General features: G+C 72.6%; 21 protein-coding genes. 7 read left to right on the top strand and 14 right to left on the bottom strand.

Annotated features, from left to right (window positions below; genetic code table 11):
- Nucleotides 1-3 precede the first annotated feature (3 nt).
- Nucleotides 4-612, top strand: coding sequence for a flavin reductase (locus AB0M83_RS34600; protein ID WP_364523553.1), 609 nt, complete (start codon nucleotides 4-6; stop codon nucleotides 610-612).
- Nucleotides 613-1,220: 608 nt separating this feature from the next.
- Here AB0M83_RS34600 and AB0M83_RS34595 read toward each other — a convergent pair.
- Nucleotides 1,221-2,144, bottom strand: coding sequence for a LysR family transcriptional regulator (locus tag AB0M83_RS34595; protein WP_364523551.1), 924 nt, complete (start codon nucleotides 2,142-2,144; stop codon nucleotides 1,221-1,223).
- A gap of 388 nt (nucleotides 2,145-2,532) precedes the next feature.
- On the opposite strand from AB0M83_RS34595, the gene AB0M83_RS34590 reads away from it, so the two are divergent.
- On the top strand, nucleotides 2,533-2,757 hold the full coding sequence (locus AB0M83_RS34590; protein ID WP_364523549.1) for a hypothetical protein: 225 nt from the start codon (nucleotides 2,533-2,535) through the stop codon (nucleotides 2,755-2,757).
- Here AB0M83_RS34590 and AB0M83_RS34585 read toward each other — a convergent pair.
- On the bottom strand, nucleotides 2,750-3,070 hold the full coding sequence (locus AB0M83_RS34585) for an AzlD domain-containing protein (protein WP_364523547.1): 321 nt from the start codon (nucleotides 3,068-3,070) through the stop codon (nucleotides 2,750-2,752). The genes AB0M83_RS34590 and AB0M83_RS34585 overlap by 8 nt on opposite strands.
- Nucleotides 3,067-3,750, bottom strand: coding sequence for an AzlC family ABC transporter permease (locus tag AB0M83_RS34580; protein ID WP_364523545.1), 684 nt, complete (start codon nucleotides 3,748-3,750; stop codon nucleotides 3,067-3,069). Before AB0M83_RS34580 ends, AB0M83_RS34585 begins: the two co-directional genes overlap by 4 nt.
- Nucleotides 3,751-3,889: 139 nt before the next feature.
- On the opposite strand from AB0M83_RS34580, the gene AB0M83_RS34575 reads away from it, so the two are divergent.
- On the top strand, nucleotides 3,890-4,447 hold the full coding sequence (locus AB0M83_RS34575; RefSeq protein ID WP_364523543.1) for a CGNR zinc finger domain-containing protein: 558 nt from the start codon (nucleotides 3,890-3,892) through the stop codon (nucleotides 4,445-4,447).
- 161 nt (nucleotides 4,448-4,608) lie between these two features.
- The gene (locus tag AB0M83_RS34570) at nucleotides 4,609-5,823 is read left to right on the top strand and encodes a cytochrome P450 (protein WP_364523541.1); all 1,215 of its coding nucleotides are present in this window, start codon (nucleotides 4,609-4,611) and stop codon (nucleotides 5,821-5,823) included.
- Between the two features lie 12 nt (nucleotides 5,824-5,835).
- Here the strand turns inward: AB0M83_RS34570 and AB0M83_RS34565 are convergent, their stop codons facing one another.
- The 10 genes from AB0M83_RS34565 to AB0M83_RS34520 form a co-directional block, all read right to left on the bottom strand.
- Nucleotides 5,836-7,095, bottom strand: a complete 1,260-nt coding sequence (locus AB0M83_RS34565; protein ID WP_364523539.1) for a cytochrome P450 — start codon at nucleotides 7,093-7,095, stop codon at nucleotides 5,836-5,838.
- Nucleotides 7,092-7,688 (bottom strand): ATP/GTP-binding protein, encoded by a 597-nt coding sequence (locus AB0M83_RS34560; RefSeq protein WP_364523604.1) that lies wholly within the window; start codon nucleotides 7,686-7,688, stop codon nucleotides 7,092-7,094. The genes AB0M83_RS34565 and AB0M83_RS34560 overlap by 4 nt, the downstream gene beginning before the upstream one ends.
- The gene (locus AB0M83_RS34555; protein WP_364523537.1) at nucleotides 7,681-8,040 is read right to left on the bottom strand and encodes a DUF742 domain-containing protein; all 360 of its coding nucleotides are present in this window, start codon (nucleotides 8,038-8,040) and stop codon (nucleotides 7,681-7,683) included. Before AB0M83_RS34555 ends, AB0M83_RS34560 begins: the two co-directional genes overlap by 8 nt.
- Nucleotides 8,037-8,456 carry a roadblock/LC7 domain-containing protein gene (locus AB0M83_RS34550; protein WP_364523535.1) on the bottom strand — a complete coding sequence of 140 codons (420 nt, stop codon included), beginning with the start codon at nucleotides 8,454-8,456 and terminating at the stop codon, nucleotides 8,037-8,039. The genes AB0M83_RS34555 and AB0M83_RS34550 overlap by 4 nt, the downstream gene beginning before the upstream one ends.
- A 76-nt stretch (nucleotides 8,457-8,532) precedes the next feature.
- Nucleotides 8,533-9,891 carry an ATP-binding protein gene (locus tag AB0M83_RS34545; protein ID WP_364523533.1) on the bottom strand — a complete coding sequence of 453 codons (1,359 nt, stop codon included), beginning with the start codon at nucleotides 9,889-9,891 and terminating at the stop codon, nucleotides 8,533-8,535.
- Nucleotides 9,892-10,196: 305 nt separating this feature from the next.
- Nucleotides 10,197-11,414: a lipase family protein gene (locus AB0M83_RS34540; RefSeq protein WP_364523531.1), complete on the bottom strand. Its 1,218-nt coding sequence runs from the start codon at nucleotides 11,412-11,414 to the stop codon at nucleotides 10,197-10,199.
- Nucleotides 11,415-11,441: 27 nt separating this feature from the next.
- On the bottom strand, nucleotides 11,442-13,031 hold the full coding sequence (locus AB0M83_RS34535; protein WP_364523529.1) for an acyl-CoA carboxylase subunit beta: 1,590 nt from the start codon (nucleotides 13,029-13,031) through the stop codon (nucleotides 11,442-11,444).
- Nucleotides 13,032-13,038: 7 nt separating this feature from the next.
- On the bottom strand, nucleotides 13,039-19,890 hold the full coding sequence (locus AB0M83_RS34530) for a beta-ketoacyl synthase N-terminal-like domain-containing protein (protein ID WP_364523527.1): 6,852 nt from the start codon (nucleotides 19,888-19,890) through the stop codon (nucleotides 13,039-13,041).
- A complete protein-coding gene (locus tag AB0M83_RS34525) occupies nucleotides 19,890-21,584 on the bottom strand; it encodes a fatty acyl-AMP ligase (RefSeq protein WP_364523525.1) in 1,695 nt (564 codons plus the stop codon). Before AB0M83_RS34525 ends, AB0M83_RS34530 begins: the two co-directional genes overlap by 1 nt.
- Before the next feature lie 390 nt (nucleotides 21,585-21,974).
- A complete protein-coding gene (locus AB0M83_RS34520; protein ID WP_364523523.1) occupies nucleotides 21,975-22,727 on the bottom strand; it encodes a D-Ala-D-Ala carboxypeptidase family metallohydrolase in 753 nt (250 codons plus the stop codon).
- A 154-nt stretch (nucleotides 22,728-22,881) separates the two neighbouring features.
- Here AB0M83_RS34520 and AB0M83_RS34515 point away from each other — a divergent pair, with 154 nt between their 5' ends.
- Together AB0M83_RS34515 and AB0M83_RS34510 are read left to right on the top strand one after the other, a co-directional pair.
- Nucleotides 22,882-23,433 (top strand): hemerythrin domain-containing protein, encoded by a 552-nt coding sequence (locus AB0M83_RS34515; protein WP_364523521.1) that lies wholly within the window; start codon nucleotides 22,882-22,884, stop codon nucleotides 23,431-23,433.
- A 1-nt stretch (nucleotide 23,434) separates the two neighbouring features.
- The gene (locus AB0M83_RS34510) at nucleotides 23,435-24,253 is read left to right on the top strand and encodes a family 1 encapsulin nanocompartment shell protein (protein WP_364523519.1); all 819 of its coding nucleotides are present in this window, start codon (nucleotides 23,435-23,437) and stop codon (nucleotides 24,251-24,253) included.
- Nucleotides 24,254-24,337: 84 nt separating this feature from the next.
- Here AB0M83_RS34510 and AB0M83_RS34505 read toward each other — a convergent pair whose 3' ends face one another.
- Nucleotides 24,338-25,378 carry an NAD-dependent epimerase/dehydratase family protein gene (locus AB0M83_RS34505; protein ID WP_364523602.1) on the bottom strand — a complete coding sequence of 347 codons (1,041 nt, stop codon included), beginning with the start codon at nucleotides 25,376-25,378 and terminating at the stop codon, nucleotides 24,338-24,340.
- A 133-nt stretch (nucleotides 25,379-25,511) separates the two neighbouring features.
- Between AB0M83_RS34505 and AB0M83_RS34500 the strand changes: the two genes are divergently transcribed.
- A partial coding sequence (locus AB0M83_RS34500; RefSeq protein WP_364512377.1) for a manganese catalase family protein occupies nucleotides 25,512-25,627 on the top strand: 116 nt, incomplete at its 3' end.

The raw sequence follows: 25,627 nt of genomic DNA, 5'->3' as shown, positions 1-25,627 counted from the left end.
ACCATGGGAACCGCACCCGTCCCCCAGCCCCGGCTCGAGACCGCGTGCCCGCCCGCGGAAACCCGTGCGGCGCAAGCCATCTCGCCACCACAGGACGCCTCGGCGCCGAGCCCGCCCACCGGAATCCCGCCCGCACCGGGGCTGGTGCCCGCGGACGGGTTCCGCCGGGCGATCGCGAAGCTGCCGACCGGGGTCACCGTGCTCACCACCGTCACCGAGGACACGCCCGTCGGGTGCACGGCCAACGCGGTGATGTCGCTTTCGGCCGACACCCCGAGCGTCCTGGTGTCGCTGGGCTGCCACAGCCGGACCCTCGAAGCCATCCTCGACAACGGGGTCTTCGCGGTGAACACGCTGTCCTGGTCACAGCGGGCGCTGACCCGCAAGTTCGCCACCGGCAGCCCGGCCGAACGGTTCGACGGCGTGCCGTGGCAGCCCCAGCGCCGGATCCCCGTGCTGTCCGCCGCGGGAGTGGCGCTGCTCTGCGAAGTGGGTGACACCGCGACGCTGCTGGACCACACCGTGGTCGTCGGCAAGGTCGTCTGGCTGCGGGACACGAACGCGGTCCCGACGGTGCTCTACGGACGAGAGCAGTACCCGCTCGGGGCCTGAACCGGAACCAGCGCGCCCGGCTTGGCGGCCCGCCTCTCAGAGGGCGGACCGCTGGGCCGGGCGCTTTTCCGCGTCCGCGACCGGCAAAGTCAACTGGTTACCCGACACCAACAGTGCTCCACGGACAACAGCAACAACCACCCGGAGCCTGAACCGGGACCAACGCCCGGCCTAGCGGCCCGCCTCTCAGAGGGCGGACCGCTGGGCCGGGCGCGCTCCCGCGTCCGCGACCTGCTCGGCGGTAGCGCTGATCTGCGCAGTGGGCGACAGAGCTGGACCACACCGTGGTCGTCGGCAATTGGCTACGCGACCAACAGTGCTCCACGGACGACGACAATGCCTCCTCGGAGCCTGAAACAAGACCAACGCCCGGCCTAGCGGCCCGCCCCTCACAGGGCAGACCGCTGGGCCGGGCGCGTTCCCGCATCCGCGACCTGCTCACCAGTAGCGCTGATCTGCGAAGTCGGCGACACCGAGACGCTGCTGGACCACACCGTGGTCGTCGGCAAAGTCATCTGGCTACGCGACACCAACAGCGCTCCACGGACAACAGCAACAACCACCCGGAGCCTGAACCGGGACCAGCGCCCGGCTCGACGGCCCGCCTCTCAGAGGGCGGACCGCTGGGCCGGGCGCGCTCCCGCGTCCGCGACCTGCTCGGCAGTAGCGCGGGCCGCCGCGTCGAGCAGTACCGAGAACCGGGGGTCGGTGCGGATCTCGCCGTGCCAGGCGACCTGGGTGAAGACCTGGAACGGCGCTGTCCACGGCACCTCGACCAGCCGGCCCTCGGCCAGCTCGCCGGCAACGCTGAGCCGGGGCAGCAGCGCGATGCCCAGCCCGGCGGTCAGCGCGTGCTTCACCGCGTCGATCGAGCCGAAGGTCAGCGCCCGGATCCGGGTGTCGCCGACGTCGCCCAGCGTCTGCTCGAACAGGCGCTGGTAGCCGCTGCCGCGGTGCGCGCACAGCAAGGGGTACCTCGCCAGCCGCGAGGTCGGGACCGGGTCACGGCCGAGCGGCCCGTCCTGGCCGGCGACCACCACGAGCGGCTCCGGGCACAGCAGGGTCGAATCGGCTTTCGGCGAGGACTCGCAGACGTCGATGAAGAACGCGCAGTCGACGTCGGAATCCCCGATGCGGCTCCACGGGTCCTCTTCCAGCGGCCGGATCTCCAGCGCCAGTTCGGGGTGCCGCCGGTACAGGTACTCGATGATCGGCACCAGCCGGTAGGAGGTGAGCCCGCTGTCGGCGCCCACGGTCAGCGCGTCGCCGGGAGCGGTGCCCTCGAGCACGGTCTCCTCCGCCATCCGGCTGAGCTTGACGATCTTGTGGGCGTAGCGCCGGAACCGCTGGCCGGCGGTGGTGAGCCGGACGAGCGCGCCGGTGCGGTTGAACAGATCGCAGGCGAGGTCGCGCTCGAGTTTCTTGATCCGGGCGGTGACCGTCGGCTGGGCCAGGCTCAGATCGCTGGCCGCCTTGGTGAAGCTCGACTGCTCGGCCACCCTGAGGAAGGTGGAGAGGGAGGCGGTGTCCACGGCCCGGATCACCGCCTGCCGGGACGAGCGGCACGGGGTGCGATCCCCGGGCACGGGCGTGTGTTCCCTTCGCTGAGCGGCGTGAGTTTTCGCGGGACCGCTTCCTTCCGCACGCGGTGATCCCGGTGCGCGGCGTCCGCGACGGTCCGCGGACGGGCCGTCCGGCCGGCCACTCTCTCACCGTGGTGGAACTCGGTCTCGACCACGAAACCTCCTAGCGGCCGGCCACTCGCTGCCGGCACGACACCATTCACGTCGTTCCCCCGATCGGCATCCTCGGCACGCTCGCGGCGCCGGATGCCCCTCGCTCTTTCGCTCGTGCTCTTGGCCACGCCCGTCCCGGGCGAACCGGCCTCGACCGGTGACCCGCTGCGGGTACCACCGGACGATGATCAGGCAAACTGCCACCATCAGGCAGGAAAGGCCTATTTCCTTTTCACCCATCGTGGCCGGTTCGACGATTTCCTCACTCCAAGAGAGCAGCGTCGCCACCGTTGCCCGATTCGGCCTCTCCGCAGCGGAAGCGCCCGTTTCGATCTTCGGGATTTTCCGTTGTGCAGTTGTCGATCAGCCGTACTTCGAGCGCGGTCACCGGGCGCGCGGGATCAGGTGAACACCAGGCGCAGCAACGCACTCACGACCGCGGCGCCGATCATCGCGGTCAGGATCGACCGCTTGCCGGCCAGGAGCGCGACCCCGACACCGACCCCCGCCAGCGCGGTGAGCGTCCGCGTGGAGGTGACCTCACCCGAGGACGGCCACAGCAACGTGACCACGAGACCGGCGATGAGGGCCGGAGTCGCGCAGGTCAGCGCGTTGCGCAGCCACGTCGGCAGTTCTCGTCCACCGGCCGCCAGCGGGACCACCACGCGCAAGGTGAGCGCGGTGGCGCCGAGGGCCAGCACGATGATCCACTGGTAGCTCATCGCCGCACCCCCAAGGCCGTTCCGGCCACGGCACCGGCGGCTCCGGCCACCAGCACCGGGACCCCCGGGGGCGTCCAGGCGACCAGCGCACCCGCGGCGACGACGCCGAGGACCGCCAGCCCCCAGTCGCGCGGGGTCATCAGGTGCGTGCGCAGCAGGCCGAGGAAGAACACCGGATAGGCGGCGTCCAGCCCCAGCCGTCCCGGGTCGCCGATGGCGTCACCGAGGATGGCGCCCAGCGCGGTCCCGGCGGTCCAGCCGCACAGGCACAGCGCGCCGGCCACCCGCAGGGTTCGCAGGTCGTAGCGCCCTTCACCGCGGTGGGCGATCGCCCAGGACCCGTCGGTGATCAGCAGCGCCGTGCCCGCCCGCGACCAGGCGGACCCGGTCAGCGCGGGGGCGATCGTGGTGCCCATCAACAGGTAGCGGGCGTTGAGCGCGGCGGCCGCGCCGATCACGGCCCAGACCGAGCCGTGCTGGCCGATGACGGCGACCGCGCCGTACTGGGCGCTGCCGGAGAACACCAGCAGCGACATGGCCACCGGAGCCAGCACGCCCATGCCGACCGAGGCCGCGAGCGCACCGAACGCCATGCCGTCGGCCAGGTCGGCCGCGGCCACCGGCAGCACTGGGCGCACGACTTGGCCCGGCGAACGGGGTTCGGCGGTGGTTTCGGTCATGGTGCTCACCTCCTCGATGACCTTGACGTTACCAGCAACGGCGATTGTTGGTAACCGGATCGGGCGATCGTGTGCCATATTCGCAGGTTGATCCGCCGATTGAGTAACCATCGCGCGAATCTGCTGGTAACATGGCACCATGGTTCCCCGTCCCGCAGCACCAGCCCCGCTCACCGTGGTGCAAAGCCTGGTCAACACCCGCGAGCTGCTGGAGGACCGGGACGACCTGAGCACCCCGGCCGGCCTGGTGACGTGGGCGGAGACCGAGGGCCTGCCGGGCCCGTCCCGGCCGACGGAGGCCGACCTGACCCGCGTGCGCAGGCTCCGGGAGGCGCTGCGCCAGTTCCTGGGCGGCACCGAGGAGGCACCGGCCGCGGAGGGCGTCCTCAACGGCGAACTGGCCCGCACCGGCACCCGTCCCGTCCTGCGGGCCGGGCCGCCGGCCGCGGAGTTCCTCGGCGACGGCCCGACCTCGCTGGACAAGGCGATCACCCGGGTGCTCGCCGCGGTGGTCACCACCAGCCTCGACGGGTCCCTGCGCCGCCTGAAGATCTGCGCGGCGGAGGACTGCCTGTGGGCCTTCTACGACCGCTCCCCCAACGCGGTGAGCCGCTGGTGCGAGACGTCCGTGTGCGGCGCCCGGCACAAGATGCGGGCGTACCGGGCCCGCCAGGCCGCGGGCCGCACCGCGCGGTGAAGTCCGGCGGACGCCGGCGAAACCCGCCGCGCGGAACGGCGCGCACGCGGTCCCGCGCCGCGGAGATTCCGTTGCGGCGCCGGGGACCGGCGGCGAACTCTTTCGCCACCGCAAGCATCCCCGCTAGCCTGGGCGGCTCGACCGCCGAACAAAGGAGTCTCGTGACTTCAGCAGGGCACGCGCCGGACCTTCTGTCGCCGGAGTTCGCCGCCGATCCGTATTCCGCGTACGACGTCATGCTCGAAGATTCGCCGGTGTTCTGGCACGAAGGAATGCAGAGCTACGTCCTTTCGCGCTACGACGACGTGTCGCGCGCCTTCAAGGAGAGCGCGTTCACCACCGACAACTACGGCTGGCAGCTGGAACCGGTGCACGGCCGGACGATCCTGCAGATGAGCGGCCGGGAGCACGCGGTCCGCCGCGCGCTGGTGGCGCCGGCGTTCCGGGGCAACGAGCTGGAGCAGAAGTTCCGCCCGGTGATCGAACGGAACTCCGCGCAGCTCATCGACGCCTTCCGCGGCCGCGGCTCGGCCGACATCGTCACCGACTACGCCCGCCACTTCCCGATCAACGTCATCGTCGACATGCTCGGGCTGGACCAGCACGACCACGCCCGGTTCCAGCGCTGGTACAGCGCGATCATCGCCTTCCTCGGCAACCTCAGCCAGGACGCGGACGTCGCCGCGGCCGGGCTCCGGACCCACGACGAGCTCGCCGCGTACATGATCCCGATCATCCGGGACCGCCGCGAAAACCCCGGCGACGACCTCCTTTCGGCGCTCTGCGCCGCCGAGGTCGACGGCACCAGCATGAGCGACGAGGACATCAAAGCCTTCTGCAGCCTGCTGCTGGCCGCCGGTGGCGAAACGACCGACAAGGCGATCGCCAGCCTGTTCCGGAACCTGCTGGAGCACCCCGACCAGCTCGACGCCGTGCGCGCCGACCGCTCCCTGGTCGCGAAGGCGTTCGCCGAAACCCTGCGGCACACCCCGCCGGTGCACATGATCATGCGGCAGCCGGCGGAGGACATCGAGATCGGCGGCGAGACGATTCCCGCCGGCAGCACGGTGACCTGCCTGATCGGCGCGGCGAACCGCGACCCGCGGCGGTTCGCGAACCCCGGCGCGTTCGACATCTTCCGCACGGACCTGCCGACCGAGACCGCGTTTTCGGCGGCGGCCAGTCACCTGTCCTTCGCGCTGGGCCGCCACTTCTGCGTCGGCGCGCTCCTGGCGAAGACCGAGATCGAGGTCGGCGTCAACCAGCTGCTCGACGCGATGCCGGACCTGCGGCTCGCCGAGGGCGCGGCCCCGGGCGAACGAGGCGTCTTCACCCGGGGACCGGCGTCACTGCCGGTGACGTTCACCCCGGCGTAGCCGCCGCAGCGGTCACCACGCCCCCGGTCCCGCCACGTGGACCGGGGTGAAGTGCACCGGCAGGCTCTCCAGGCCCCGCATCCACACCGACGGCCGCCACACCAGCTCCTCCGCCGGGACCGCGAGCTCGAGGTCCGGCAGCCGGTCCAGCAGGACTTCGACCGTGGTGCGGGCGATGACCTCCGCCACTTCCGGTGCCGGGTAGGGACAACCGTGCTCGCCGTGGCCGAACGACATGTGCGCGTGGTTGCCCAGGGCACCGGCCGCCGCGTCGGGCCGGGCGTGCGGGTCGGCGTTCCCCGCCGCCAGCCCGAGCACGACCAGGTCCCCCTGCCGCACGCGGACACCGCTGAGCACGGTGTCGCGGCTCGCGAAGCGCCCGATGAAGTTCTGCGTGGGCGTGTCGTGCCACAGCACCTCGTTGAGGGCCTGGCCGACACTGCCCCGGCCACCCGAGAGCGTCATCGCGAACCGGCTGTCGGTCAGCATCAGCCGGATGGTGTTGCCGATCCAGTTCGCCGTCGGCTGCTGCGCCGCGGCGGTCACCACGAGCAGGTCCTGGACGACCTCGTCGTCGGTCAGGTTCGCCGGGTGCCGCAGCATCGCGGTGGGCACGTCCGCGCCCGGCTGCTCGCGTTTCACCGCCACCAGCCGCGCCATCGCCTCCTGCACCCGGACGTACGCGGGCAGCGCTTCGGGACCGACGTCCAGCGACAGCGCGACGTCGCGCACCAGCGCGGGCGCCTCGGAGTCGGGCATGCCGTACATCTTGGCGACCGCGAGCAGCGGCGCCTGCTGGGCGAAGCGGGCGATCAGGTCGGCTTCGCCGGTGCCCGCGAAGGAGTCGATCAGCCGGTCCGCGATGCGCTCGCAGTGCGCGCCGAGGTCGAACTGGTCGACCGCGGACAGCGCGTCGCCGATCGCGCCCGCGCGGCGCCGGTGCTCGCCGGCCTCGGTGAACATCACCGACGGGTTGTGCATGACGTAGGGCAGCAGCGGCCAGTCGTCGGCGATGTTGTCCCACTGGTTCCACCGGCGGCTGTCGCGGGCGAACAGCTGCGAGTCCTGGCACACCTGGTGGATCTCGCGGTAGCCGGTCAGCAGCCACGCGGGGACGTCACCGTCGAGCAGGACCGGGACGACCCCGCCGTACTGCCGCCGGATCCGGGCGTACAGCGCGGCGGGATCCTTCTGGAACTCGGGTCCGTACAACCGGACCCGGTCCTCGGCGGGGATCGTCTCCGCCGGGGTGCTGGTCTGGAAACCGGTCACGATGCGCCCTCCCGGACTTTGGACAGGGTGTAGAGGTGGTCGACGAGCGAGATCAGGACCTGCTTGGACGAGTCCCGGTCGCGGGCGTCGCAGTCGACGAGGGGCACCTCGCCGTCCAGGTCGAGCGCGGCGCGGACGTCGTCGAGGCTGTGCTTCGGCGGCCCGAAGTTGTTGCGCGCCACGATGAACGGCGTCCCGTGGTGCTCGAGCCGGTCGATCGCGTACCACGATTCGGCCAGCCTGCGGGCGTCCACCAGGACGACGGCACCGAGGGTGCCGGAGAACAGGCTGTCCCAGAGGAACCAGAACCGTTCCTGTCCCGGCGCGCCGAACAGGTAGAGGATCAGCTGCTCGTCGAGGCTGATCCGGCCGAAGTCGAACGCCACCGTGGTCGTCGTCTTGGCCTGCACCCCCCGGGTGTGGTCGACGCCGATCCCGGCCTGGGTCATCGTCTCTTCGGTGCTCAGCGGCCGGATCTCGCTGACCGACCGGACCATGGTCGTCTTCCCGACGCCGAAGCCGCCGACGATGACGATCTTCAGGCCGTCGGTCGCGGTGTCGGCCAGAGGGAGCCGTTCGCCTGTTTCAGAGATTGCGGAGTCCAACGAGCACCTTCTTGAGGAATTCCGAGTCGGAGGTCCGTCCCGCGGCCTGGGCCGACGACGGATGTCGGGCGGACACCTTGCCCGTGGCCAGCAGGTCCGCGAGCAGGATCTTGGTCACGCTCACCGGGAGCGCCAGCTCGGCCGACAGCTCCACGACGGACGTCGGCTTCCCGGTGATGCCGAGAATCTTGACGTGTTCGGACTGCATGCCCGCCGACGGCTCCGACTCCCGGACGATCAACGTCACGAGATCCAGGTCGATGTCGTCCGCGCTGCTGCGCCCGCCCGTGACCGTGTAGAGCCGGTCCGGGTCTTCCCCGTCGAGCGCCGAGCGCGTCACGAAGCCGGGTTGTCGGCCGCCACGAAGCGCGGCGGGGCGGTGAAGACCGAGCCGATCTGCTCCACCAGCTCGTCCATGTTGTGCCCGATCAGGCCGACGTCGGCGTCCTCCGTGGCGATCACGGCCAGGTGCGAGCCGACCCCGGCCTCCACGATGAAGAGGATCCCGCCGTGGAACTCGGTCATCGAGTTCCGCACGCCGCCGGTGCCGTCACCGAACTCGACCGACGCGCCGTGCGCCAGCGCCTGGACGCCGGCGGCGATCGCGGCCAGCTGGTCGGCGCGGTCGACGGTGAGCCCCTGGGTGTGGCAGAGCTTCAGGCCGTCGCGGGACAGCACGAGGGCGTGGCAGGCGCCGGCGGTGTTGCCGACGAGGTTCTCGAGGAGCCATTCGAGGCTCTTGTCCGAATCAGTCATCGAATCCGGGGCCCGGCGCGGCGAGTCCCCTTGCTCCCATCTGGCGGTGTGCGGGTGTACGGGCAGAGCGAGGAGGTCACGCGTCTTCGCCGGTGTCGGACGGGGCGGCGTGGCGCGACGACGTGGCGCCACCGCTGCGGCGCTGCTGGAAGGCCCCGAACCGGGAACCGGAGTCACGCTCGGCCCGGGCGGGGCCCGGCGTGGGAGACGGCGGCCGGCGCGACGCGGCGGTCAGCGTCTGCCCGCGTGAGCGTTTCGGCAGTTCGGACGGCTCGGTCAGGTCGCCGGCGACTTCGTGGCTCGTGTCGGCGGGCCCGGGCCACACGACGGTCTCGGCCGGCTCCGCCGCCTCCGGCAGGGCCTCGGGCCGGGGCTGCGTGATCAGCTGCGTCGGGATGCGCATGACCACGCCGATCCCGCCGCGGGACGAAGGCCGGAAGAACACGTGCAGCTGGTGCTTGCGCGCCAGGCTGCCCACGACCGCGAGCCCGAGCCGCGTCCCCGACATCGAGGTCAGGTCGAGCGGCTGGTCGAGGGACACCGCGCGCTCGGCGCGGACGAGGGCCTGCGCCTTCATCCCGAGGCCGCCGTCCTCGATGGTGATGACCGCACCATTGTGCAGGTCTTCGACATAAACGTGCACTTCTTCCGACGGCGCCGAGAACTTCGTGGCATTGTCCATCAGTTCGGCGAGCGCGTGCATGACGTCTTCCGCGGCATAACCGACGACCGCGACGCCGCTCGCGGAATGCACCCGCACCCGCTGATAGGCGCCGATGCGGCCGAGCGCCCCGCGCAGGATGCTTTCCATCCGGATCGGTTTCGTCCACCGGCGGCCCGACCGCGCGCCGGTGAGCACGGCGATGCTGTCGGCCAGCCGCCCCGCCTGCGCCGTGCTGTGGTCCACCTTCAGGAGGTCCCCGAGCATCGCGTCGGACGACCGGTTCTCCATTTCGCGCAGGTCGCCGAGCGTGCTGGTCGCCAGGGCCTGCAGCCGGCCCGCCGCGCTCGCGCAGGCGGCCGTCGCGGCGGCGCGGCGGCGTTCACCGACGGCGATTTCGTCGACCACGAGCCGCAGGACGCGCTCGTGCAGTTCGTCGGCGGGACGCGGGACTTCGGCCAGCACGCTGTCCGCGGGCGTGCCCGCGCGCAGCCGCCGGACCGCTTCGGGGACCGTCCGGTCGAGCAGCCGGGCCAGCGCATCCTCGCTGATCTGCACGGATTCGCGGGCGCGCCGGGCTTCGCCGAGCGCGGCTTCGGCCTGCGCGTTCGCGTGCGCGACCTGGTCCCCGCCGCGCAGCGCGAAGAACACGGCGACACAGGCGACGATCCCGGTGAACGCGCCGGCGACGGCGACGAGAATCGCCTGACCACCGGAAACCGACAGGGACACCCCGGTCCAGATCGCGGCGGCGGCGACAGCGGTGATCAGCACCCCGATGACCGCCCGGCCGGCTGACTCGCGTACTTCCCGACGCTGTGCGGGCGGTCGTTCCGACATCCGCTCCACTTCCTCGAGTCCGATTGGTGCCCGAACACTACTCGGTTTGCCAACAGGGATCACGACTCGGTTTCGAAGTGGCGCGAACTGTCCTCCCGGACTGCCCGGGAGGACAGTTCGCCGCTGGATAAAATCCGGATTACCATTTGTGCCGCGAAGCAGGCGGATTTCCGATTCACCGCAGGTCGGCGATTGTCCTTTGTGGAATTAACGGCGCCTGCGGTCACCTCGGCGGTCCGTCAGCAGTTGGACGGCGCCTGGTCGCCGTTGAACCGCTTCACGATCCACTGGTGGGCGTCCCCGTTGCCGGCGAAGATGCCGGACAGGTGGTCGGAGACGTAGGTGTTCCACTGCTCGCGGACCCCGGCGGCGCAGTAGGCCCGGTGCAGCGCGTCGGCCTGCGGGGTGTTGACGATCTCGTCGGTGTTCGCGTGGTACTGGAACACCGGCACGCGCGGCGGGTGCGCGCCGAGCTTGTTCTGGGCCAGCCGCGCCTTCCACTGCGGGGTGTCCAGCGGGTTCGACGTCGTGTAGTCGCTGATCTTCTTGAACGGGTAGTTCGCCAGCAGTTCGACGACGCAGGCGTTCCGCTTGGCGTCGTCCAGCTGCTGCCGGCCGGTGGCGTTGAGGTAGGAGTCCAGCTTCAGGTCCGGGTAGGCCGCGTCCAGCCCGAGCGCGGCGAAGGCGAGGAAGCCGAAGCCGACGTAGCCGTCGAGGCCTTTGGCGACCTCGGTCAGGTCGGCCGGGACCCCGCCGGCCGCGACGCCGACCAGGTTGAGCTCCGGCGCGTAGGACGGCTGCTTCTCCCCCGCCCACATCGCACCGCCGCCGCCCTGGGAATACCCCTGGAAGATCACTTTGGCGGTGGCCGACAGCCTGGCCGGGGAGAACCGCTGCGCCGCCCGGACCGAGTCGATCACGGCCGGGCCCATCGACTGCCCGGTGATGTAGGTGGGCACGGTCGCCGGGGAGTAGCCCTCGTAGTCGGTGACCGCGACGGCGTACCCGCTGGAGAGCGAGTCGTTGATCGCGGGCTGGTCGTACAGCGTCCCGCGTTCGATCGCCTTGGACGGCGTGCACTTGAACGCCGGGCCCTGCGTGCCGACGGCGTACCCGACGATCGGCGCCTTCGCCGGGTCGACGCCCTTCGGGACCAGGATGGTGCCGGTCACCGCGTCCGGGCGGCCCTGCGCGTCGGTCGAGAGGTACATGACCTGCCAGGCGTCGGCGTTGGCGGCGTTCAGCAGCGGCACCGACGGCCGCCAGCGGAGGACGTCACCAGGCTGCCCGGCCGGCAGCGGGGACGGGGCCTTGTAGAACGAGTCGTCGAACGGCCCGGGCAGGCCCACGGCGGCGGGAGCGGCGGTCGCCGGAGACCCGGCGACCGCAACGCCTACCGTCAGCAGCGACAAGCTCAGCAGGGCGAGCAACACTTTGCGTTTCACCGGAACCTCCATCGGGGAAGGGAACTTCGGGCGGGGCTCCTACAGCGGGATGTTCCCGTGCTTCCTGGCCGGCAGGGTCTGCCGCTTGGTCCGCAGCGCCCGCAGCGCGCGGGCCACCTGCAGGCGGGTCTGCGACGGCGCGACGACCTGGTCGACGTAGCCGCGTTCGGCGGCCGGATAAGGACTCGCGTAGCGCTCGCGGTACTCCTCGATGAGGCGGCGCCGGGCGACGGCCCGCTCCGCCGGGGGCAGCGCGGCCAGTTCACGCCGGTGCAGGACCTCCACCGCGCCTTCGGCACCCATCACCGCGATCTCCGCGGTCGGCCAGGCCAGGTTGACGTCGGCGCCGAGGTGCTTGGACCCCATCACGGCGTAGCCGCCGCCGTAGGCCTTGCGCGTCACGACGGTCACCTTCGGCACGGTGGCTTCCGCGTAGGCGTAGATCAGCTTGGCGCCGCGGCGGATGATCCCGCCGCGTTCCTGGTCCGCCCCGGGCAGGTACCCGGGGACGTCGGCGAGGGTGAGCAGCGGGATGCCGAACGCGTCGCAGAACCGGACGAAGCGCGCGGCCTTTTCGGACGCGTCGATGTCGAGCACGCCGGCCTGGTGGCGGGGCTGGTTGGCGACGACGCCGACCGAGCGGCCCTCGATCCGGGCGAACGCGCAGATCATGTTGGGCGCGAAGGCACTGTGGATCTCGGTGAACTCGCCGTCGTCGACCAGCCGGGCGATCACCTCGGTCATGTCGTAGGCCTGGTTCAGCGAGTCCGGCACCAGCCGGTCGAGCTCCAGGTCGGCCGCGGTGAGCCCGGGATCGGTGTCGTCGGCGTACTCCGGCCCGGGGTCGAGGTTGTTCGAGGGCAGGTAGCCCAGCAGGGTCTGGACCCACTCGATCGCGTCGTGCTCGCCGGCGGCCCGGTGGTGGGCGTTGCCGGCGACCTCGCTGTTGGCCGCCGCGCCGCCGAGCTGCTGCGCGGTGACGCGTTCGCCGGTCACGGCGTGCACGACGTCCGGGCCGGTGACGAACATGTGCGAGGTCTCGTCGACCATCACGGTGAAGTCGGTGATGGCGGGTGAATAGACCGCGCCGCCCGCGCACGGACCCATGATCATCGAGATCTGCGGGATCACGCCGGACGCGTGGGCGTTGCGCCGCCCCAGTTCCGCGTAGTAGGCGAGCGAGACGACGCCTTCCTGGATCCGCGCGCCGCCGGAGTCGTTGATGCCGACGACCGGGCAGCCGAGCGTCATCGCCAGGTCCATCACCTTGAGGACCTTCTCGCCGAAGACCTCGCCCATGCTGCCGCCGAAGACGCTGAAGTCCTGGGAGAACAGGCAGATCCGCCGTCCGTCCACAGTGGCGTGCCCGGTGACGACGCCGTCGCCCCAGGGGCGGTGGGCGTCCATCCCGAACTCGGTGCAGCGGTGCCGGGCGAACTGGTCGAGCTCGACGAACGAGCCCGGGTCGGCCAGCAGGTCGATCCGCTCGCGGGCGGTCAGCTTGCCCTTGGCGTGCTGCCGGTCGATCGCGCGCTTCTCGGCGATCCGGACGACCTCGTCCTGGCGCGAGGCCAGGTCGGCGATCCGGAACGACGTCGTCGGCGCGAAGGAGGCGTCTTCGAGCGACATCGTCGTCTCACCCCTTTCCTGCGTGCTGTCCGGTCTCGAGCCGGGCCGCGAGCGCGGCCGCGATCACCGACACGTGCGGCGGGTCGATCATCGAGAGGTGGTCGCCGGGTACGCGGACGATCTCCAGGTCGGCGCAGTGCGCGTCCCACCCGAGGGTGTCGTCGGTGCGCAGGTACCGCGGGTCGAGCGTGGTCGTCAGCGGGTGCGGGTCCTGGGCGCGCAGCAGCAGCACCTTCCCGGCGTAGCGCCCGGGGTCGTAGCGTTCGGCGACGCGGGCGTCCACATAGGACGTGTACTGGTGGTGCAGGACCCCCTGGCCCAGGCCGGGGACCCGGGCGGCCAGCCGGCCCAGCACGAACTTGATCTGGTCGTCCTCTTCGAGTTGTTCGAGTTCGGCGCGCGGGATGTCCAGCGGGACGCCGTAGGTCTGTCCGACGTGCTCGGCGAACCGTTCGAACCGCTCGAGGAGCAGCTCCCGCACCGGCTTTTCCGGTGCGGGCAGCGGCAGGATCGTGTCGATCATGACCACGACGCCGACGCGCTCCCCCGCGGCGGTCAGCCGCTGGGCCGTCTCGTAGGCGAGGCAGCCGCCGAAGGACCAGCCGCCCAGCAGGTACGGCCCCTGCGGCTGGATCTCCCGGATCAGCTCGAGGTAGCACGCCGCCTTGCCCTCGACGGTGTCCTCTTCGTCGATCCGCTCCAGCCCGTACACCGGCTGTCCTTCGGGCAGCAGCCGGACGAGCTCCTGGTAGACGCTCGTCGGGCCGCCCGCCGGGTGGAACAGGAACAGGGGGTCCGCGGCGACGCCGTCACGCAGCAGCCGCACCGGGCCTCCGCCGAGCCCTTCGATCCGCGCGCGCAGCAGGTCGGCCTGCGCGGCGATCGTGGGCGTGGCGAACAGCAGGTCCGCGTCGGGCACCTCGTCGAGGTGCTCGGTGAACGCGTCTCGCAGCCTTTGCGCGTGGTCCGCGTCGCCGCCGACGGCGAAGAAGTCGTCGTAGACTCCCGGTTCCGGGCCGCCGAACACGGCTCGCCAGTGCCGGGCGACCCAGCGCTCGGCCGGGTCCCGCGGGCCGAGCACGACGTGGGGTGGTTCGGCCGGGGTGCCCGCGCCGAAACCGGCCTGTTCGGCCAGGTGCCCGGCGATCTCCGTGAGACTCGCACCGCGCAGCAGCAGGGGCACCGGCAGCGGCAGCCCGAAGTCGCGTTCCACCGCACCGCGGGCCCGCATCGCCATCAGCGAGTCCAGCCCGAGGCTGGTCAGCGGCGCGTGCCGGTCGACGTCACCGGCGGCGAAGCCCATCAGCCCGGCGACGACGCCCGCGAGGTGGTCGGTCATCGCTTTCCGCGCCTGTCCGGGGTCGCCGTCCCGCAGTGCGGCCATACCGTCCCAAGTGGACGGTTCGGCGGTGCCGGGTGCTTCGGCCGGAACGAACAACTCGAAGAAGGGGCGTTCGGCCAGCCGCGGGAACAGCGCCAGCACGGTCTCGGTGTCGACCCGGGCGACGCCGGTCGCTTCGCGGCCGTCGGCGAGCACGGCCTCGAGCGCGTCGAGGGCTTCCCCGGTGCCGAGCGGGTCGAGCACCGGGTTCCGGCTGCCGGTGGCGGCACCGGCTTCGCCCCAGGCGCCCCAGTTGATCGTCGCGGCGGGCAGGCCGAGCCCCCGGCGCCAGGCGACGAGGCCGTCGGCCCAGGCGTTCGCGGTGGCGTAGGCGGCCTGGCCCGGCGAGCCGAACAGCGCGGCGGCCGAGGAGTACACGAGCCACCAGTCGAGGTCGTGCCCCAGGGTGGCTTCGTGCAGCCGCCACGCACCGAGGGCCTTGGGCCGCCAGGCGGTGTCGACGGCTTCGGCGGTGAGGGCGATCGCCGCACCGTCGGCCAGGGCGCCGGCCGCGTGCAGCACACCGCGCAACGGGAGGTCACCGGCGGCCGCCACGAGTCGTTCGGCGGTGCCGGGTTCGGCGATGTCGCCGGTGATGACGCGGACGTCGGCATTGAGGTCGCGTAGGAAGTCTTCGGTGTCGCGGGTGGGGCGGCGACGCCCGGAGAGGATCAGCCGGGTGGCGCCACGCTCGGCGAGCCACTTCGCCGCGACCAGGCCGAGACCGCCGAGGCCACCGGTGATGAGGTAGGCGCCATCGCGCACGACGGGCACGCCGGCACGGCCGGTCGGACGCCGCGACGCCTCGGTGGCGGACGGGTGGTTGCCGCTGGGGCCGCCCGGGTCCCGCGACACCTCGACCACCGACGAACGATCGCCACCATGGCCGCCCGGGGCCCGCGGCGGCTCGGCAACGGACGGGCGGTTGCCGCCGCGACCACCCAGGTCCCGCGGCGGCTCGACCACCGACAAACGGTCGCCACCACGACCACCCGAGTCCCGCGACACCTCGGCAACCGACGAACGGTCGCCGCTGGGGCCGCCCGGGTCTCGCAGCGCCTCGGCAACCGACGAACGGTCGCCACCATGGCCGCCCGGGGCCCGCGGTGGCTCGGCAACGGACGGGCGGTTGCCGCCGCGACCACCCGAGTCCCGCGACACCTCGACCACCGACAAACGGTCGCCACCGCGACCACCCGAGTCCCGTGGCGGCTCGGCGAGCTGCGGGCGGGTCAGGCGGCGGGTGTGGCGCATGCCTTCGCGCCAGGCGATCTCGTCGTCCGGGCCGTCCGCCCGGACCTCGTCCTGCAGCTCCGCCACCCACAACCGCGCGGGGTCGGGTTCGGCGTCGAAGTCGAGGTGGCTCACCCGCAGCTCCGGGTGTTCGAACGCCAGCACGCGCACCAAACCCCGCAACGCCGCGAGTTCGGGGTGGCCGGTTTCGCCCGGCTCGACCGCCGCCGCTCCCGCGCTGACCAGCCACAACCTCGGCGGCTCCGGCACGTCGGCCAGCTCGGCGACCACGCCCGACAGCGTCAGGACCAGGTCACCGGCTCGCGCCGGATCCGGCGTGCTGAGTTCGTCCGCGCGGCCGACCATCGCCAGCACGCCGGTCACCGCGCGGGTGCGAAGCAGCTTCGCGAGACCGTCGCCGAACCGCGCGGTGCACAGCTCGCCCCCGGCTTGGGCGACGCCGGCGCGCAGCGTGGCCAGCCACGGCTTGCCCTCCTGCTCGGCGTCGAGGAGGACGATCCAGCTGTGTGTCGCGTCCGCGGGCACCGGCGGCAGCTCGGTCTCCTGCCAGGTCGCCTCGAAGACCAGGCTCGGCAGCGCCGAACGCCGGAGGCGCCGGCAGTAGACGTCGCGGAACTGGACCAGCACCGCGCCGTCGGCGTCGGCGAGCTGGACGCTGCCGAGCAGGCCGTCGCCCGATTCGTCGACCGAATCGAGGACGGCGTCGACCCGGACGCCGCGGCGGGGGTCGCCGGCCAGCACGACCTCCCCGATCGTCAGCGGCAGGTAGAGGCCACCGGCCTCGCCGAGCTGCTCGCCGGTCGCGGCGGCCAGCGCGTGCAGGCAGGCATCGGCGAGCGCGGGGTGCAGCCGGTAGGCCGGGTGGTCCCGGGCTTCCGCGGGCCGCGCGATCGACGCCGACGCCCGGCCCGGTGCGGCCACGACCCGGCGCAGGCCGCGGAACGCCGGGCCGTAGTCCTGGCCCAGGTCCTCGAAAGCCCGGTAGAGGTCGACCCTGTCACCGGAAACGGCACCGAACGGCGTCAGGGGCGGCGAACCGTCGAGGACCCGCGCCGTGGCGTACCGGACCCAGCCGCCGGACGCGGACTTCGCGTGCACACTCACTTCCGTGCCCGTGAGGCTCGTCGTCACCTCGGTGTGCGCGTCCAGCGGGAGCACCTGGTGCAGTTCGAGGTCGCCGATGCGGCCCCCGCCCGCCGCCGCGAGCGCGAGTTCGAGGAACCCGGTCGCCGGGAACAGCGGGACACCCATCGCGGCGTGGTCGGCGAGCCAGGGCAACCCGGCGGTGCCGACGTCGGCCCGCCACAGGTGCGTGTCCCCGCCAGGCTGTTCGATGTGGACGCCGAGCAGCGGGTGCGCGCCGGTGTCCGGCCGGTGCGCCGGGCGCTGCGGCCAGAAGCGCTCGTGCCGCCAGACCGGGCCGGGCAGCTCGACCGGCGCCGTGCGCGGGCCGTGGTCCAGGACGCCGGGCCGGCCGAGGACGTGCAGCCGGGCGAGGCTGGTCAGGAACGCGACCCGTTCGTCGAGCTTGCGGCTGCCGCTGGCCAGGCCGATCGCCGCGCCGCCGGTGGTCTGCTCGATCGCGGCCAGCGCGATGGGGTGCGGCGAAACCTCGACGAAGACCGTGTGGCCGTCTTCCGTCGCGGCGGCCAGGGCCTGCGTGAACCGCACCGGACGGCGCAGGTTCGCTGCCCAGTAGCCGACGTCGAAGGCGGGAGTCTCACGCGGGTCGTCGAGAACGCTGCTGTAGCACCGGATTCCGGCCTGGCCGGGCCTGAGGCCGGCCAGCTCGGCGTGGAACCGGCCGAGCACGGCGTCGACGGCGGGCGAGTGCCCGGCGCCGCGGACGGGGAGCCGGCGGGCGAGCCTGCCCAGCAGCTCGACGTGCGAGACGAGCGCGTCGACCTCGGCGGCGTCGCCGCTGACCGTGCACTGGGTCGGCGACGCGTACACCGCGACGGTGATGCCGGGGTAGTCGGTTTCGAGGTCGGCCAGCTCGGCCGGGGACAGCTCGACCACGGCCATCGCGCCGGCGCCGCCCGCGTCGACCTCGGCGAGCAGCCGCGCGCGGGTCGCCATCACGCGCAGCCCGTCGGTGACGTCGAGCGCACCGGCGACGACGGCCGCGGCGACCTCGCCCATCGAGTGCCCCAGCACCGCGGCGGGAACGACGTCGTGGGCGCGCCACAACCCGGCCAGAGCGATCTGCATGCCGAACAACGCCAGCTGCGTGGCCCCGAGGTCGGGCAGATCCTGTTCACCCGCAAGGACTTCGCGCAAGGAGAAACCCGCCTGGGCGCGGAAGGCCGGGTCGAGTGCGTCGATCTCGGCACGGAACGCCGGCTCGGCCGCCAGCAGCCGGCGGCCCATCTCCGGCCACTGGGAGCCGTAGCCGGAGAACACGAACACGACGTCGGTCCGCCCCTGAACTTCGCCGGCGACGACGTCGCGCAAGGCCTCGACCAGCTCGCCGCGCTCCTCGGCGACCACCGCGGCGCGGACGGGCAGGTGCTCGCGCCGCGTCGCCAAGGTCGCCGCGACGGCACTCAGCGGCGTCGCGCGCCCGGCCGGCGAGTCCAGCCAGTCCGCCAGCTCGCCCGCGCGGGCGTGCAGCACGTCGGCCGAACGCGCCGAGAGCGCGAAGATCCGCGGGCGGTCGGCCGTGGCGCGAGGCGGGAACGACGCGGCGGGCCACTCCTCCAGCACGACGTGGGCGTTGGTCCCGCCGAAACCGAAGGCGGAGACGCCGGCGCGGGCCGTACCCGGGTAGCGGGGCCAGTCCGTGCCGGCCGCGGTCACCCGCAGGCCGAGACGGGCGAAGTCGATGTGCGGGTTGGCGGTGCGGTAGTGCAGGCTCGGCGGCAACCGCCGGTGCACCAGGGAAAGGACCACCTTGATCAGCCCGGCGATCCCGGCGGCGCCTTCGAGGTGCCCCAGGTTGCTCTTGACCGAGCCGACGAGCAGCGGACGCCCGGGTTCGCGCCCGGCACCGAGGACGGCCCCCAGCGCTTCGGCTTCGATCGGGTCGCCGAGCAGGGTGCCGGTGCCGTGCGCCTCCACGTAGTCCACTGAGGACGGATCGACATCGGCGACGGCGTAGGCATCGCGCAGCAACGCCGCCTGGGCGTCCGGGTTGGGGGCCATCAGGCCGTTGGAGCGGCCGTCGGAGTTCACGGCGCTGCCGCGGATCACCGCCAGCACGCGGTCACCGGCGGCCCGGGCGGCCTTCAGCGGCTTGAGCACGACCACGCCGCACCCTTCGCCCCGGACGATCCCGTCGGCGTCGGCGTCGAACGGCTTGCAGTGCCCGTCGGCCGCCAGCACCCCGGCCCGGTGGAAGTTCGCGGTGATGCCCGGGGACAGCAGCAGGTTCGCGCCCGCCGCCAGCGCGGTGTCGCTCTCGCCGCGCCGCAGGCTCTGCACGGCCTGGTGCACGGCGACCAGCGACGACGAGCACGCCGTGTCGAGGGTGAGGCTGGGTCCGCGCAGGTCGAGCAGGTACGACAGCCGGTTCGCCGCGATGCTCGCCGCGGCACCGGTGCCGGACCAGGCGTCGATGCCGGCGAGGTCGGTCATCGTGAGGTAGCCGTACTCGCCGGCCGACAGCCCGACGAACACGCCGGTCCGGGAGCCGCGCAGCGAGCCGGGCGGGAGACCCGCGTGCTCCAGGGCCGCCCAGGTCACCTCCAGGAGCATCCGCTGCTGCGGGTCCATCGCCTCGGCTTCGCGCGGGGTGATGCCGAAGAACCCGGCGTCGAACCCGGCGACGTCACGCAGGAACCCGCCGCGGCGGGGCAGCCCGGCGAGAGTTTCGGGTGGGGCGAAGGATTCCCAGCGGCCCCCGGGAACCTCGCCGATCCCGTCGGCGCCGGCGTCGAGGAACCGCCAGAACTGCGCGGGCGACTCGACGCCGCCGGGCAGCCGGCAGCCGACGCCGATGATCGCGATCGGCTCGCCCGCGGCCATCGGCACCGGGGCGGGCGGTGCGATGTCTGTGGACAATGCGGCGACGAGCGCCGTGATGCTGGGGTGCTGCCACACGAAGGTCGCCGCCAGGGGACGTCCGACGAGCCGGCCGAGGTCCCCGGCCAGGCTCGTCGCGTCCCGGGAGGACAGTCCGGTCTCCTGCAACGACCGGTCGGGATCGACCTGCCCGGCGGGGACTCCGGTGACCTCGGCGACCCGCTCGACGAGCCACGCCCGGATGGCGCCCGGGGTCGTCATCACCGCCACCGTCCGTCCAGGTAGGACTCCCGGCACCGGGCCCGGCTGATCTTGCCGCTGGAGGTGCGGGGCACCTCGCCGGGTGCCAGCACGACGATGTCGTGCAGCCGCAGGCCGTGCTCGGCGGACACCGCCGCGCGCAACGCCCCGACGGCGACGTCGGCATCGGTGTTCTTGGCCCGCTCCAGCACGACGACCGCCACCTCGCCCTCCTCGTGCGGGATCGCGAAGGCCGCGGCGGAGTGCGGGCGCACGGCGGGGCAGGCTTCCACGGTCTGCTCGATGTCCTGCGGGTAGTGGTTGCGGCCGTCGACGATCACGAGGTCCTTCAGCCGTCCGGTCAGGTACAGCTCGCCCTCGAACCGGACGCCGAGGTCCCCGGTGGCCAGCCAGTCGTCTCCGAACGCCGGAGTTTCGGGACGACCCCAGTAGCCCTGGCCGACGTTCGGCCCGCTCACCCGGATCTCGCCCACTTCGCCGTCCGCGACCGGCGCGCCGGTCGCCGGGTCGGCGAGGCGGATCCGCTGGTCCACCGGGCGCCCGCAGGAGACGAGCGTGGTGCCGGCACCGGCGGGGACCGCGAACCCTCCGGCCAGCTTGTCCCGGTCGAAGGTGACCTGACGCGGCGGCGTGCCCGCGTCGGTCACGGAGACCAGGACGGTCGCCTCGGCCAGCCCGTAGGAGGCCCGGTGGACCTCCGGCCGCAGGCCGCACTCGCCGAACGCGTCCTGGAACTTCGCGAGGGTGGCGGGCAGGACCGGCTCGCTGCCGTTGATCAGCGAGACGACCCGGCTCAGCTCGAGGTAGCTCTTCTCGTCCTCGGTCACGCGGGAAGCGCTGTAGGCGTAGGCGAAGTTGGGGGCCGCGCTGATCGCGCCGGGGCTGGCCGAGAGCGCTCGCAGCCACCGGGCGGGCCGCTCGAGGAACGCGAGCGGGTCCATCAGCACCGAAGCCAGGCCGCCGAACATCGGCGCGCCGATCCCGAGGATCAGCCCCATGTCGTGGAAGAGCGGCAGCCAGCTGACGGTCGAGGTCGTACCGGTCTCGGCGCCGTACGCGGTGCAGCACTGCCGGGCGTTGGAGAGCACGTTGTGATGGGTCAGCATGACCCCGGCCGGCGAGCGCGTGGAGCCGGACGTGTACTGCAGGTAGGCCAGTTCGTCCGGCGCGGGCCGGTGCCATTCGTGCTCGCCCGCGGCGGCCGGCGGCAGCGCGTCGACGGCCACGACGGTGGCTTCGCTCTCGAGCGTGCCGAGGAAGCCGGTGACCTCGCCGGTCACCTCCGTGGTGGTGAGCACGACCTGAGGGGCGCAGTCGGTGAGCGTCGCGGCGAGGCGGCCCGCGTGCCCGGGCAGGTCGGGCGCGAAAAGCGGCACGGCGACCAGCCCGGCCCGGACGGCCCCGAGGAAGGCGACGACGTAGTCGGCGGACTGCGGCGCCAGCACGGCGGCTCGCGCCCCGGGCCGGGCGACGCCCTGCAGGTGCGCGGCGACGGCGCTGACCCGGTCGTCCAGTGCGCGCCAGGTCAAGCTCACCGCGCGGCCGTCGGCGCTGCCGCGGTGGTCCAGGAAGGTCAGGGCGACCTCGTCGCCGAGGCGCCGGGCCCACCGGCCGAGCAGGGTGGCGAACGAGTCGCCCTCGACCGGGCCACCGACCGCGGGTACCGCGAAAGCCGCCTCGGAAATGGTTTCCATAACCCCTCGCCAATGACGTCGCAGGAACGCGTGAATTGCGCGGCGAAGTGCGCCGAATGCGCTGATCATCACCTTCGGCGGAAGGTTATTTCGCGCGGACGAAGAGTGTCAATCGCGCGGAACGGGAAGACCGTTTTTCGGATCGCGACACTCATCGGGCAACGGAGAACCGACGGTCGCGATTGTCACCGGAGGACGGAGTTCCACCGTCCGGGCAAGGAAGACGGTCAGCGCCCACGCTCGACCGGGCGCGGGAAGCACCGTCCCGCAACCGGGGCTGCCACCTGTAACCGCGGTGACAACTTCCTCGGGTCCGATTGTTCTCGGCGCGACAGAACAACGCCGGCGCCCCACCGCGAGAGGTGGGGCGCCGGCGTTTCCGGGAGTCACTCAGATTCCGCAGGACGACGCCGACCAGAAGCGGCTCGACCGGTGCGCCACGTGCGTGTGGTCGCTGTGGCCCGGGTAGCCCGGGCCGAGGATCTCGCTGAAGCCGTGGTTGCGGGCCTGCAGCGCCAGTCCGCAGAAGCCTTGCGCCCCGGCCCCGAGATCGACCGCGTCGCCGTAGAGGTGACGGCTGGCGGCCGCCCCGCCGACCGCGTTGTTGCAGGCGACGCTGCGGAAACCGCCGTTGACCACGATCGGGCGATCCCCCATCGCGTGCCGCATCGCCTGCAGCTTCCACATCGACACCAGCGCGTTGGCCTTCGCGGTCGCGGCGGAGACGTTGCCGCCCGACCAGTCCGAGTTGCACCGGTTCAGTTCGGCGTAGCTGAAGTTGACCGGCGTGCAGTCGTCGTCCTGCAGCTGGTAGATCTTGCCGAAGGTCGCGGGTCCGGCGATGCCGTCCGCGCCGAGGCCGTAGGCCTGCTGGAACCGGGTGACCGCGGCCTTGGTCCCCGCGCCGAACTGGCCGTCGATGGCCAGGACGCCGCCGTAACCCGGGTAGCCGGCGACCCGGATCTGCAGCTGGCGGACGTCGTCACCGGACGCGCCTTGCGCCAGCGTGCGTCCCCAGGTGTAACAGGCGTCGGTGACGGCCATGGCCGTCACGGGACCGGGATCGGCGGCCACCGGAGCGGCACCCACCGAGCAGAACCCGGCCAGCAGGGCGAGCAGGGGCAGGACGAGACGCATGCGCATGACCGGAACACCTTTCGAGCAGGGAAGGTGATACCCGTGGATCGTCGGCGATTCACTGTCCGGCACGGTAGTGCGGTTCCGGGCACCGCACTGTGGGGCGTTCGCACCACAGGGTCCGCGTTTCCCGGGCTCCGGATGAGGGTAGGAGTGCGGCATGGCCGACATCACCAGCCTCATCCTCGACGACCACGACTGGTTCCGGCGCCAGTTCGCCCGGCTCGACGACCTCACCGACCCCGCCGACCTGGCGGAGGTCTGGCAGCCCTTGGCCGACCTGCTCGACGTGCACGCCCGCGCCGAGGAGGAAATTTTCTACCCCCAGCTGCTGCGTCGCGGCGACGACGCCGAGGAGGAGACGCTCGACGCCGTCGGCGACCACAACGACATCCGCGACGGCGTCCACGAAGCCGCCCTGCACCCCGTCGGCAGCACCGCCTGGCACGCGGCGGTGAACAAGGCCCGGTTCGCCAACAGCGAGCACATGGCCGAGGAGGAGGACGAAGGCCTCGCCGACTTCCGGCGCCACGCCGATCCCGGCCTGCGCGAGGAGCTCGGCCGCCGGTTCGTCGAGTTCAAGCGGCAGCACGAAGGCGCGCGCGACCTCGACGTCAGCGACATCGACCCGCAGCAGTACGTCGACGAACGGCTCGGCGACCACCCCGCCGACGGCTCGCTCGGCATCGGCGGCCTCAAGGAACAGGACTGACATGAACCACCTGATGCGCGGCCTCGCCCCGATCACCGAGGCGGGCTGGAAGGAAGTCGACGCCGAGGCCCGGGAGCGGCTGCAGACCCACCTGGCGGCCCGCCGCCTCGTCGACGTCGCCGGCCCGCACGGCTGGCGCCACTCGGCCACGGACCTCGGCCGGACCACCACTCTCGCCTCGGCTTCCCTGGCCGAAGCGGGCGAGGGCGCGGTGGTCCGGCAGCGGCGGGTCCTGCCGCTCACCGAGGTGCGGGTGCCGTTCACGGTGTCCCGCGCGGAGCTGGACGACGCCGAGCGCGGCGCCGACGACCTCGAGTTCGACGACCTCGACCGCGCGGCGAAGCAGATCGCGATGATCGAAAACCGCGCCGTCTTCCACGGCTGGGCGGCGGCCGGCATCACCGGCATCACCGAGACCTGCCCGTACGACACCCCGTCGCTCGGCGAGGATCCCGAGGCGTACCCCGGCGTCGTCGCCCGCGCGGTGGACACGCTCCGCCAGGCCGGCATCAAGGGCCCGTACGGGCTGGCGATCGCCCCGGCGGGGTACACGCGGATCGTGGAGAGCACCGAGCACGGCGGCCACCTGCTGTTCGACCACCTCCGCCGCATCCTGGGCGGCGGCAAGGTGGTGCGCGCCCCGGGCCTGGACGGCGCCCTCGTCGTGAGCCTCGACGGCGGTGACTTCTCGCTCGAGCTGGGCCAGGACCTCGCGGTCGGCTACAGCCACCACGACGCCGACACCGTGTCGCTCTACCTCGAAGAGAGCTTCAGCTTCCGGGTCGTCGAAGCCGACGCCGCGATCACCCTGACCACCTGACCGGCCACCGGTTCACGGTCGGGACGGCGTACCGAGCGTCGTCCCGACCGCATCGCCGTCCGAGGAGCAACACCCTCTCGCGGGTCAGGGCCGCTCCCCCACCCCGGTGGCGACCTCTCGCAGCCGCAGGTGGTCGGCGGCCAAGGGCTCGGTACCGCCTCCGGCGCCGGAGCGGAGCCCGCTGAAGAACGCCCGCAGCGCGTCGGCCGCGTCGTGCCGCGGTGCCCAGTCCAGTTCCGCGGCCGCGCGGGAGGTGTCCATCACGGGCAGCCGCAGCACGGCGTCGAACAGGCCGGGCGTCGCTGGGACCAGGTGCAGCCGCCACGCTCCCCCGAGCGCCGCGCGCACCAGCGCACGAGGCACGGGCACCGGGCGGGCGCCCAGCAGGCCGGCGACGAACCGGGTGTCCACGACCGGGCCGGTGGCGATGTTGAACGCGCCCGACACCGGCCGCAGCACGCACCGCGCGAGCGCGTCGCCGACGTCGGCCGCGTGCACGACCTGCATCCGCAGGCCCGGCAGGTCGGGCAGCACCGGGACCAGCCCCGGCCGGACCAGGCTGCCCGGCACGAACGGGCCGGCGAACAACCGCCGTTGCTCCGACGCCGCCGCGCGCTGGAACACGAACCCGGGCCGGACGCGGACCACGTCGATCGCGGGGTTTCGGCGTTCGAAGACGTCGAGACACCGCTCCACGTACGCCTTTTCCCGGGTGTAGGCGGCGCCGGGCCAGCCGTGGGTGGGCCAGTCCTCGCCGACCGGGACGTCGTCTTCCCGCGGCGAGTAGGCCCCCACCGAGGACGCGCACACCAGCTTCGGCACCCCCGCTTCCGCCACGGCGTCGAAGACGCGCAGCGAACCCAGGACGTTCGCGCGCCACGTCCGCTCCGGGCGGTGCGTCGGCTGGAACAGCCACGCCAGGTGCACGACGACGTCGGCGCCGCGGAACAGCCGGGCCAGGTCGTCGTGTTCGACGTCGGCGCGGACGAACTCCGTCTCGCCCCGCCCGGGCGCCGGCGCCCGGCGGGCGAGCCCGACCAGGGAGCCGACACGCGGCTCGCGGGCCAGCGCGTCGAGGGTCGCGGTGCCGAGGTTGCCCGTGGCCCCGGTGACCACGATGCGCATTCCGTCGCTCATGCGGCGCGGGTACCCGGGCGGCCGCGGCCCAACCGGATTCCCCCTCTGGGGCTGATTCCGGTTAACCCGGGCCTCGGCGGGCACACCCCGACTTCCCAGCCAGTCGGAGAAAGGGAAGCGCGTGTTCCGTCACACCAAGCTCCTGCAGTTCGAAGCCAAGCCCGAAAAGCCCGACCCCGTCTACGCCCACAAGCTCCAAGAACTCATCGGCGGCGCCTACGGCGAGATGACCGTGAC

The organism is Amycolatopsis sp. NPDC051106 (assembly GCF_040682775.1).
Lineage (GTDB): Bacteria > Actinomycetota > Actinomycetes > Mycobacteriales > Pseudonocardiaceae > Amycolatopsis.
The sequence above is the reverse complement of the archived record's forward strand: the minus strand, read 5'-3'. Positions and strand labels throughout refer to the sequence as shown.